Origin of the sequence: Streptomyces sp. adm13(2018) (assembly GCF_008042145.1) — a bacterium.
In the GTDB taxonomy this organism is placed as follows: domain Bacteria; phylum Actinomycetota; class Actinomycetes; order Streptomycetales; family Streptomycetaceae; genus Streptomyces.
Genome location: NZ_RDBH01000141.1, coordinates 207,011 through 216,832 on the forward strand (window position 1 = coordinate 207,011; position 9,822 = coordinate 216,832).

Consider the following 9,822-nt stretch of genomic DNA (forward strand, 5'->3'; position numbering starts at 1 on the left):
GACGGGGCGGGTTCGGGATCCCCGGCCGCCGCGGGGCGGCGCCGGGAGCTTCGCACGGTGCTGGCGGTCGCGGGGGCCGCGGCCGGACGGTCCGGTTGCGGCCGACCCCGAGCGTCCCCGGGGTCGACCGCTCCTTCTGGGTGACCGGGCTGCTGTCCCCTGCTGCCCGGTCACAAGCGCTGGTGCGAGGTCCCACGGCGCACCGGAGGTGCGCCACACGCCCCAGCGAAGCCACGCGTGGTTTCCTGCGGCCCGCCCCTGGCTGGCACGGACACACGGACCAACGAAGCCGGGCCGGAGCCGGTCACGCGCCGTACGGGTGAGAGCGGGTCCGAACTCAGATGCGGGGACGCACCCGGACACGCGGGCGCATCCCCGGATGCGCCCCGGCGCGGCTCAGGCCTCGGGCGCGCCCCCGGCACAGTTCCGGTCTCAGATGCGCCCCCGGCACAGCTCCAGCATCGTCATCGCCAGTGCCGTGCCCGGCTTGCCGAGGGCGTCCCGGTAGTGGCCGAGGACCTCCATCTCGCGGTTCAGATTCACCCGGCGGCCGCCGGAGGAGATCCGGGCCTCCTGGATGACGGCCGACACGGCCATCCGTTCCTGGATCAGACCGATGATCCGGTCGTCGAGCGCGTCGATGCGCTCGCGGGCGCCGCCGATCAGCGTCGCCGCCTCGTCGGTGCGGGCGCCGGTCTTCTCGGGGGTGGCGGTGTGCGTCGTCATGGGCGGGGCTCCTGGGGTGTCGGACGCCCTGGGGTGGACCGGCCCGGGAACGCAGAACGCCCCGGGCTGTCAGCCCGGGGCGCCTGGGAAGTCGCTTGTCAGTTGCTCAAGCAGCACGACCATGGCAGCCGGTGGGCCGGTTGCCATAGATAAAGACGAAGGTCGTGAGCTCGCGCATGCGGACAGTATGGACCCCCGGGGCGGGCCGGGGTCAATCCGGGTTCGGACGGTGAGACGAAAAGCGCCACCGGCGCGCCGGTAGAATCGACAAATAGCACCCCCCTTCGGGGGACCCTCCTCCTACCGCCGGAAGGCCGCCGTAGTGTCATCAGCGACCCCCGCTGCCGCGCCCGACGTCACCAACCCGGACGTAGTCCTCGTTGTCGACTTCGGCGCCCAGTACGCCCAGCTCATCGCCCGCCGCGTCCGTGAGGCCCGGGTCTACAGCGAGATCGTCCCGTCCACCATGCCGGTGGCCGAGATGCTGGCCAAGAACCCGAAGGCGATCATCCTCTCCGGCGGCCCGTCCTCCGTGTACGCCGAGGGCGCCCCCCGCCTCGACCGCGCGCTCTTCGAGGCGGGCGTCCCCGTCTTCGGCATGTGCTACGGCTTCCAGCTGATGGCCCAGACCCTCGGCGGCACCGTCGACGACAACGGCGCCCGCGAGTACGGCCGCACGCAGCTGCACGTCTCCCGGGCCGGCTCCACCCTCTTCGAGGGCACCCCGGTCGAGCAGTCCGTGTGGATGTCCCACGGCGACGCCTGCTCCGCCGCCCCCGAGGGCTTCGCCGTCACCGCGTCCACGGACGTCGTGCCCGTCGCCGCCTTCGAGAACGACGAGAAGAAGCTGTACGGCGTCCAGTACCACCCCGAGGTGCTGCACTCCACGCACGGCCAGCAGATCCTGGAGCACTTCCTCTACCGCGGCGCCGGCATCGAGCCCAGCTGGACCACGGGCAACGTGATCGAGGAGCAGGTCGCGGCCATCCGCGCCCAGGTCGGCGACAAGCGCGCCGTCTGCGGCCTCTCCGGCGGCGTCGACTCCGCCGTGGCCGCCGCGCTGGTGCAGAAGGCCATCGGCTCCCAGCTCACCTGCGTGTACGTGGACCACGGCCTCATGCGCAAGGGCGAGACCGAGCAGGTCGAGAAGGACTTCGTCGCCTCCACCGGCGTCAACCTCAAGGTCGTCGACGCGCAGGAGCGGTTCCTCACCGCCCTCGCCGGCGTCTCCGACCCGGAGACCAAGCGGAAGATCATCGGCCGCGAGTTCATCCGCGTCTTCGAGCAGGCCCAGCTGGAGATCCTCCAGGAGGAGGGCCCCGAGGTCGCGTTCCTCGTCCAGGGCACCCTCTACCCGGACATCGTCGAGTCCGGCGGCGGCACCGGCACCGCCAACATCAAGTCCCACCACAACGTGGGCGGCCTGCCCGACGACATCGAGTTCGAGCTCGTCGAGCCGCTGCGCCAGCTCTTCAAGGACGAGGTCCGCATGGTCGGACAGGAGCTCGGCCTGCCCGAGGAGATCGTCCAGCGCCAGCCGTTCCCCGGCCCCGGCCTCGGCATCCGCATCGTCGGCGAGGTCACCAAGGAGCGCCTGGACCTGCTGCGCGAGGCCGACGCCATCGCCCGCGAGGAACTCACCGCGGCCGGCCTCGACCGCGAGATCTGGCAGTGCCCGGTCGTCCTGCTCGCCGACGTCCGCTCGGTGGGCGTCCAGGGCGACGGCCGCACCTACGGCCACCCGATCGTGCTGCGCCCCGTCTCCTCCGAGGACGCGATGACGGCCGACTGGTCCCGCCTGCCGTACGACGTGCTCGCCAAGATCTCGACCCGCATCACCAACGAGGTCGCCGACGTCAACCGGGTCGTCCTCGACGTCACCAGCAAGCCCCCGGGCACCATCGAGTGGGAGTAGTCGCCCCCGCTCCCTGAGGCCACCGGAGCCGCCGCCCCCGCGTCCGTCGCGCGGGGCGGCGGCTCCGTCGCCGTCCGGGACCTTCCGTGCCGTCCGGACTCTGGTGACTTGCCCGGCCGGGCGTTACCTTCCGGCGCATGAGCGTGATACCCGACCCCGTTCCCGTCGACCGGCTCCACTTCGCCATGCCGCCCGTCCACGCGACGGCCGAGGAGGAACGCACCCACCGCAAGCAGCGGCTGGCCGGCGCGCTCCGGGTCTTCGGGCGGTTCGGCTACGAGGAGGGCGTCTCGGGCCACATCAGCGCCCGCGACCCCGAACTCCCCGACTGCTACTGGGTGAACCCCTTCGGGGCGCCGTTCGAGGAGCTGGCCGCGAGCGACCTCATCCTGGTCAACGGCGACGGACAGGTCGTCCGGGGCGGGCAGTACGTCAACCAGGCCGCGTTCACCGTCCACGCCCAGGTCCACCGGGCCCGCCCCGACGCCGTGGCCGTCGCCCACACCCACTCGCCCCACGGCCGGGCCCTCGCCGCGCTCGGCGAACTCCTCGACCCCCTCACCCAGGAGGCCTGCGCCTTCTACCAGGACCACGCCCTCTACGACGCCTACACCGGCGTCACCGTGGACCCCGAGGAGGGGCGCCGGATCGCCCTCGCGCTCGGCACCTTCAAGGCCATCGTGCTCCGCAACCACGGCGTGCTCACCGTCGGCGGCTCCGTCGACGCCGCCGCCTGGTGGTTCATCGCCCTGGAACGCTGCGCCCAGGTGCAGCTGACCGCCCGGGCCGCCGGGAAGCCGGTCCTCATCGACCACCGCGACGCCGTCGCGACCCGCGAACAGCTGGGCAGCGACCTCGTGGCCTGGATCAACTACCAGCCGCTCTGGCGCAGGATCAGCCGCACGGAGCCCGAACTCCTGTCGTAACACCATCGCCTCACCCTTCCGTACGTCAATGCGACGACACGGCAATCACTCCCCGGCGGGGCGCACGCGGCAGCGCGAAAGCCGTCGGTGCGACACAATTCCGTTGAGACAAAGGCTGGTTGACCTCATCGGGCCGCACCGGTGCGTGTCGGGGAGTGAGCTCGGGAAGTGAACAGCGTGGCGGTTCCAGAGGCGAGACAGTACGGCGAGCACGCGACGGCCTGCACGGGCTGCGCCCACTGCGGACGGAGCGGACACCGGCGAGCCGTCGCCGCCTTCCTCGCCCGGCGCGACGAACTCGCCGCCGGGCACGGCGTCCCCGCTGCCGTCGCCCACTCCCCGCTCGCCGCCCGCCAGTGGGTCTCCGACGAACTCGCCCAGTCCGCCCGCGCGGTGGCCCTCCAGGGCCGGGAGGCCGGCACGGCCTGGCTCGACCGGGTGCGGCGCGGCGGGATCGCCGCGGTCTGGGGCGCCGTCCTCGCCCTGCTCCTCGGCCAGGCCCTCACCGCCGTCGGCGCCGGCTGGACCGGCGCCCGCACCGCCGGCCTCTGCACCGCCCTGCTCCTCGCCGTCCCGCTCACCGCCGCAGCCCACGCCCACCGCTCCCGGGGCGGTCTGCTCGCTCCGCTCATCGGCGAGGACAACCGGCTCTCCACCACCCGCGCCGTCGCCGCCGGCTGGCTCCTCCTCCTCGGCTACTCCCTGGTCCTCCTCGCCCTCCTGGCCCCCGGCGCCGCGGCCTTCGACCTCGCCCGCGGCGCGGGGCTGCTCACCGTCCTCGCCCTGGTGGCGGCGGTCACCGTGACCGCCCGCCTCGTCGTCACGGCCGGGATCACGGCCCGCCGCCTCCAGAAGGTGCCCGCCGACCGGCCGCGCGCCGCCGACCTCCTCTGCGACGACGCCGGGCGGGCCGCACTCGCCGACGTCCAGTACGTCCTCGTCTCCGGCTCCGTCCTCGTCCTCACCGGCGCCGCCCTCGCCCACGATCCGACCCGGCTCCCCGGCGTGCCCTGGTCGCTCGTGCTCCTCGTCGGCCTCTCCGCGGTCTGGCACCTCGCCGCGAAGTGCACCGAGGGAGTGCGCCCCGCGATCCACTCCGTGGTCCGTTCGCGCGAGGCCGGCGACCTCGACGCCCCGATCCGCACCGGCGACGACATCGAGATCCGCGGCCGCGGCTTCGTCCCCGCCGGGGCGGGCGCCCCCGACCCGCTGACCCGGCTGGTCGTCCGGATCGGCGCGGTCCACGCCCATGTGCCGCTGGTCCCGGTCCCCGGCGGCTTCGCCAACCCCACCGACGGCACCCTGACCGTGCCCTTGCCGGTGGACGTGGAGCCGGGCCGGGTGGAGGTCTCCGTGGTGACGGCGGCGGGCGTCGAGACCAACCGGGTCGCCATCGACGTCGTGGATTGATCCCCCCCTTGACCCCTCCGGCCCTCCTTCCCGTATCCCTTCGCGGGAGGTGCGAGGAGAATCGTTCCGCGAGCAGGCGTACGGGGCGAGGAGAGGTGACCGACGATGACGGGACACGCGGACCGGGCGGCCGACGGAACCGGTGACGCGGGCGGGCGCGGCGACACGGGCGGGCGCGGCGACACGGGCGGGCGCGGCGACACGGGCGGAACCGGCGGTCCGGACGCCGGCCGGCTCGACCGGTGGAGGGCGCTCGGCTCCCGCTACGCCCTGCTGCCCCTCCGGATCTTCCTCGGCGTCACCTTCGTCTACGCCGCGTTCGACAAGCTCACCGACTCCGCCTTCTTCGCCGCCTCCGGCACGGGCTCCATCGGCGAGATGATGACCGGCGTCCGCGACACCTCGGCCGTGCCCGCCCTCGTCGACCTCGCGCTCAAGAGCCCGGCCGGCTTCGGCTACGCCATCGCCTTCGGCGAGCTCGCCGTCGGACTCGGGATCCTCGTGGGCCTCTTCGGGCGGGTGGCGGCCCTCGGCGGGGCGCTGATCTCCCTGAGCCTCTGGCTGACCGTGAGCTGGCAGGTGGACCCGTACTACCTCGGCAACGACCTCGCCTATCTGATGGCCTGGCTGCCGCTGGTGCTGGCCGGGACGTCGGTGCTGTCGCTCGACCGGCTCCTCGCCGAACGCCGCCGCACCCGGTAGACGATCCAGGTCACCAGACCGGCCGTGCCCAGGCCGCCGAAGAGGACCGGGAACACCACGTACCACGGGGTCGTCCACGCCCCGGTGGCGTCGCCCGCGTACAGACCGGCGAGGGTCAGGGCCGTGAGGCCGGCGATCATCCGGCCGGGCCGGAACTCATGCAGCAGCACGGGTGACCTCCACCTGTCCGAGGGCGATCTCGAGGGAGAGGACCAGGGTGCCCGCCGGGGCGGTCCCGGCCGGCGGGTTCAAGGTCCGGGTCACATCGCGGTCCGGCGCGATGTCGATGTCGTCCGGCGGCTCGCCCGGCAGCTGCAGATCCCCGAGTCCCACCTGGGCGCGCAGCTTCACGACCGCGTTCTTCGGGACGATCACTTCGAGCCGTCCCGCGCCCACCTCGACCGAGGACGTCACGGTCGCGCCCGCCGGGACCGGCACCGCCGTCAGGTCGAGCCTGCCGACGCCGGACCCCAGTTCGTAGCGCGGCTGCACGGCTGCGACCGACGCCGGCCGCCACGTCTCGCGGATCCACTCCGTCGTGATCTGCGCGGGCACCGCCGTGGTCAGCGCGAGCAGGCCCGCCGTGATCACGGTGAGGAAGACCGTGCCGAACCCGGTGCGGCCCAGGAAGCTGCTGACGACCAGGCCGAGGCCGAACACCGCGAGCGCCGCGGCCAGGCCGGTCTGGAGACTCGTGCCCAGCGGCTCGCTCTCCCAGGTCAGGGAGGTGCCGATGACCGCCGCGGCCATCGCGAGGAGGTAGACGAGACCGCCGATCGAGTACGGGCTCCGCCGGATCGAGGGCTTCGGACGCCCGGGCGCGTCCGGCCCGGCGTTCCACTGACCACCCGGCTTCGGCACCTTGCCGTCCACCAGGCCGTCCTTGTCCACGATGCCGTGCGGCCCCCACAGGTAGCCGATGGCCACCTTGCCCGTCGAGCCGTCCTTGACGATCGGGTCCCGCCACCACGAGGGGAACTCGACGAGCGGCGGCGCCTTCGTCTCGGGCGGGGCCTCGGGGACCGGCCGGGAGGCCGTCGCCGCGTCCGCCCGTCCCTCCGCCTCCACCGCGCCGGCCTGCCGGTGCCGCGACCAGATCGCCGCCGACGACAGCGCGACCGCCACCAGCAGGGCCGAGCCCAGCATCGTCCCGCTGTGCAGCATCGACAGGAAGACGCCGCAGCCCACCAGCGCCATCAGCACGGCGGCCAGCGTGCTCCCGGAGACGCGGCCGGTCAGCAGCCTGCGGCCCTCGTTCTCGTCCTCGCCGTCGAGCGGGAGCAGCAGCCACGCGAAGCCGTAGAAGATCAGCCCGAGGCCGCCCGGCACCGCGAGCACACCGATCACGACCCGGAAGATCACCGGGTCCAGGTCGAAGTACCGGCCGAGACCGCCGCAGACACCGCCCACGACCTTGCTGCCGCGCGAGCGCCGCAGCGGCGGTCTCGGCCGGTACTTCGACCTGGACGCGGGGCCTCGTGCCGCGAAGGCATCGAACTCGTCATGCGTCCATGGTGACGGCCCGTGCTGCCGAGCGGCACCGGGGCCGACCCTGGCCCGACCCTGATATTCGGCGCCCCGCCGTCCCCGAAGGCGTACCAGGGACGATCTCAGGGCCGACCCTGATGTCCCGGGCGGGCCGCGCGTGTGACGATCGGGGCATGTCCGCAGCCGCTCGTGTCACCGACACCGACGAACCGCCCGTGCGCAGGCTCTACCGGAGCGCCGACGGCCGGTGGCTCGGCGGTGTCGCGCGCGGGCTCGCGGGTCACCTCGGACTGCCGGTGGTGTGGGTCCGTACGGCCTTCGTGGTCATGTGCTTCCTGGACGGCCTCGGGATCCTGGTCTACGCGGCCTTCTGGATCGTCGTCCCGCTCGGCGTCGGCGGCCGGACCGCGCCGCGCCCCGTCTTCGAGACCACCCCCGACGGGCGCCGCAGACTCCGCAAGCCCGACAAGGGGCAGCTCTTCGCCCTCGTCGTGCTCGCGATAGGCGCCGCGCTCCTCGTCGCGAACATCAGCGTCGACGGCGAGTCCGGCCGGTACGTCTGGCCCCTGCTGCTCGTCGGCGGCGGTGTCGCCCTGGTCTGGCGCCAGGCGGACAACGCCCGGCGGGCCAGCTGGACCGATCCCGGCCGCCGCACGCGCGCCTTCCAGCTCGCCCGCGGTCTGGTCGGCGTCGCCCTGGTCGGCGCGGGCCTCGCCGTCTTCGTCGTGGTCCGCGGATCGGTCGCGCAGCTCGGCACGGCCCTCACCGCCGCGGTCGCCGTCCTCACCGGCATAGCCCTGCTCTCCGGACCCTGGCTGGTCCGGATGTCGCAGGACCTCACGGAGGAGCGGACCCTGCGCATCCGCGCCCAGGAGCGCGCCGAGGTCGCCGCCCACGTCCACGACTCCGTGCTGCACACGCTCACCCTGATCCAGCGGAACGCGGAGGACGCGGGGGAGGTCCGCCGTCTCGCCCGCGCCCAGGAGCGCGAGCTGCGGAACTGGCTCTACAAGCCCGAGGGCACCGGCCGGGACGAGGAACCGGAGACCCTCGCGGAGGCCGTGAAGAAGGCGGCGGCCGAGGTCGAGGACAAGCACGGCGTCCCCATCGAGGTGGTCGTCGTCGGCGACTGCCCGCTCGACGAGGGTCTGGTCGCGCAGATGCAGGCCGCGCGCGAGGCGATGGTCAACGCCGCGAAGTACGGTGGCGAAGGCGGGGCCGTCCAGGTGTACGCGGAGGTCGAGGGCCGTACGGTCTTCGTCTCGGTCCGCGACCGGGGTCCGGGTTTCGACCTGGACGCGGTCCCCGAGGACAGGATGGGCGTACGAGAATCGATCATCGGCCGGATGCAGCGCAACGGCGGCACCGCCCGGCTGCGGTCCGTGGCGGGCGGGGGCACCGAAGTGGAGCTTGAGATGGAGAGGGCGGACGGATGAGCGACGAGACCGTGGACGCGACCGGAACCGAGGCGGGGGCGGCGGGCACCGGGCGCCGGGTGCGGGTGGTGCTCGTCGACGACCACCGGATGTTCCGTACGGGCGTGCAGGCCGAGATCGGCCGCACCGAGGTCACCGGCGTCGAGGTGGTCGGCGAGGCCGCCGACGTCGACCAGGCGGTCACCGTCATCACGGCGACCCGCCCCGAGGTCGTCCTCCTCGACGTACACCTGCCGGGCGGCGGCGGGGTCGAGGTGCTGCGGCGCTGCGCGAGCCTGATGAGCGCGGCGGAGGACCCGGTGCGCTTCCTCGCCCTGTCCGTCTCGGACGCCGCCGAGGACGTCATCGGGGTGATCCGGGGCGGAGCCCGGGGCTATGTCACCAAGACCATCACCGGGACCGACCTGGTCGACTCGGTCTTCCGGGTCCAGGAGGGCGACGCCGTCTTCTCGCCCCGGCTGGCCGGCTTCGTCCTGGACGCCTTCGCGTCGACGGACGCGCCCCCGGTCGACGAGGACATGGACCGGCTGACCCAGCGGGAGCGGGAGGTGCTGCGGCTGATCGCCCGGGGGTACGCGTACAAGGAGATCGCCAAGCAGCTCTACATCTCGGTGAAGACGGTCGAGTCGCACGTCTCGGCGGTGCTGCGCAAGCTCCAGCTCTCCAACCGGCACGAGCTGACCCGCTGGGCCACGGCCCGGCGCCTGGTCTGAGCCGCACCGCTCGGCCCGGGCGGGCTGCCCGGGCAGCCTGGGCAGCCTGCCCGGGCCGCTCAGCCCACCCGGGATACTCAGCCCACCCGGGTCGCTCCCGCGAAGGGCATCTCGTCGATGGGGGCGATCCGTACCGGTGCGCCGGGGCGGGGGGCGTGGATCATCTGGCCGCCGCCGATGTAGAGCCCGACGTGGCTGATCCCGGAGTAGAAGAAGACCAGGTCGCCGGGGGCGAGCTGGGAGCGGGACACCCGCCGGCCCGCGTTGATCTGGGTGTACGTGGTGCGCGGCAGCGAGACGCCGGCCGCCCGCCAGGCCGCCTGGGTGAGGCCCGAGCAGTCGTAGCCCGAGGGTCCGGTCGCCCCCCAGACGTACGGCTTGCCGAGCTGGGCGCGGGCGAAGGAGATGGCCTGGGAGGCCCGGCCCGCGGGGGCGGTCACCGGGGCCGGGTCGGCGCTTCTGCCGCCCGAGGACCGGTCGGCCCCCGCCGCCGCGCGAGCAGGGTC

At 73.6% G+C, this 9,822-nt stretch carries 10 protein-coding genes; 6 read left to right on the forward strand and 4 right to left on the reverse strand.

Annotated features, from left to right (window positions below; genetic code table 11):
* Positions 1-432: 432 nt before the first annotated feature.
* Positions 433-726: a chorismate mutase gene (locus EAO70_RS28965; protein ID WP_148005812.1), complete on the reverse strand. Its 294-nt coding sequence runs from the start codon at positions 724-726 to the stop codon at positions 433-435.
* 322 nt (positions 727-1,048) lie between these two features.
* Here EAO70_RS28965 and guaA point away from each other — a divergent pair, with 322 nt between their 5' ends.
* The 4 genes from guaA (at position 1,049) to EAO70_RS28985 (ending at position 5,679) form a co-directional block, all read left to right on the forward strand.
* Positions 1,049-2,641 carry a glutamine-hydrolyzing GMP synthase gene (gene guaA / locus EAO70_RS28970; RefSeq protein WP_148005813.1) on the forward strand — a complete coding sequence of 531 codons (1,593 nt, stop codon included), beginning with the start codon at positions 1,049-1,051 and terminating at the stop codon, positions 2,639-2,641.
* A 137-nt stretch (positions 2,642-2,778) separates the two neighbouring features.
* Positions 2,779-3,567, forward strand: a complete 789-nt coding sequence (locus EAO70_RS28975) for a class II aldolase/adducin family protein (RefSeq protein ID WP_148005814.1) — start codon at positions 2,779-2,781, stop codon at positions 3,565-3,567.
* A 177-nt stretch (positions 3,568-3,744) separates the two neighbouring features.
* The gene (locus EAO70_RS28980; protein WP_187284087.1) at positions 3,745-4,977 is read left to right on the forward strand and encodes a hypothetical protein; all 1,233 of its coding nucleotides are present in this window, start codon (positions 3,745-3,747) and stop codon (positions 4,975-4,977) included.
* A gap of 105 nt (positions 4,978-5,082) precedes the next feature.
* On the forward strand, positions 5,083-5,679 hold the full coding sequence (locus EAO70_RS28985; RefSeq protein ID WP_148005816.1) for a DoxX family protein: 597 nt from the start codon (positions 5,083-5,085) through the stop codon (positions 5,677-5,679).
* Here EAO70_RS28985 and EAO70_RS28990 read toward each other — a convergent pair.
* The gene (locus tag EAO70_RS28990; RefSeq protein ID WP_148005817.1) at positions 5,589-5,849 is read right to left on the reverse strand and encodes a hypothetical protein; all 261 of its coding nucleotides are present in this window, start codon (positions 5,847-5,849) and stop codon (positions 5,589-5,591) included. The two genes, EAO70_RS28985 and EAO70_RS28990, sit on opposite strands and share 91 nt — an antisense overlap.
* A complete protein-coding gene (locus EAO70_RS28995) occupies positions 5,836-7,089 on the reverse strand; it encodes a PspC domain-containing protein (RefSeq protein WP_261993105.1) in 1,254 nt (417 codons plus the stop codon). The genes EAO70_RS28990 and EAO70_RS28995 overlap by 14 nt, the downstream gene beginning before the upstream one ends.
* Before the next feature lie 251 nt (positions 7,090-7,340).
* Here EAO70_RS28995 and EAO70_RS29000 point away from each other — a divergent pair, with 251 nt between their 5' ends.
* Complete coding sequence (locus EAO70_RS29000) at positions 7,341-8,603, forward strand: ATP-binding protein (protein ID WP_148005819.1); 1,263 nt, start codon at positions 7,341-7,343, stop codon at positions 8,601-8,603.
* Positions 8,600-9,316 carry a LuxR C-terminal-related transcriptional regulator gene (locus EAO70_RS29005; protein ID WP_148005820.1) on the forward strand — a complete coding sequence of 239 codons (717 nt, stop codon included), beginning with the start codon at positions 8,600-8,602 and terminating at the stop codon, positions 9,314-9,316. The genes EAO70_RS29000 and EAO70_RS29005 overlap by 4 nt, the downstream gene beginning before the upstream one ends.
* A 77-nt stretch (positions 9,317-9,393) precedes the next feature.
* On the opposite strand, the gene EAO70_RS29010 is transcribed toward EAO70_RS29005, so the two are convergent.
* Positions 9,394-9,822 (reverse strand): C40 family peptidase (locus EAO70_RS29010; RefSeq protein WP_261993106.1); only part of this gene is annotated, 429 nt, incomplete at its 5' end.

Excerpts from the sequence above, each read along its gene's own strand:
- EAO70_RS28965 (WP_148005812.1), bottom strand. The coding sequence starts at position 726 with ATGACGACGCACACCGCCACCCCCGAGAAGACCGGCGCCCGCACCGAC.
- EAO70_RS28975 (WP_148005814.1), top strand. The coding sequence starts at position 2,779 with ATGAGCGTGATACCCGACCCCGTTCCCGTCGACCGGCTCCACTTCGCC.
- EAO70_RS28985 (WP_148005816.1), top strand. The coding sequence starts at position 5,083 with ATGACGGGACACGCGGACCGGGCGGCCGACGGAACCGGTGACGCGGGC.
- EAO70_RS29000 (WP_148005819.1), top strand. The coding sequence starts at position 7,341 with ATGTCCGCAGCCGCTCGTGTCACCGACACCGACGAACCGCCCGTGCGC.
- EAO70_RS29005 (WP_148005820.1), top strand. The coding sequence starts at position 8,600 with ATGAGCGACGAGACCGTGGACGCGACCGGAACCGAGGCGGGGGCGGCG.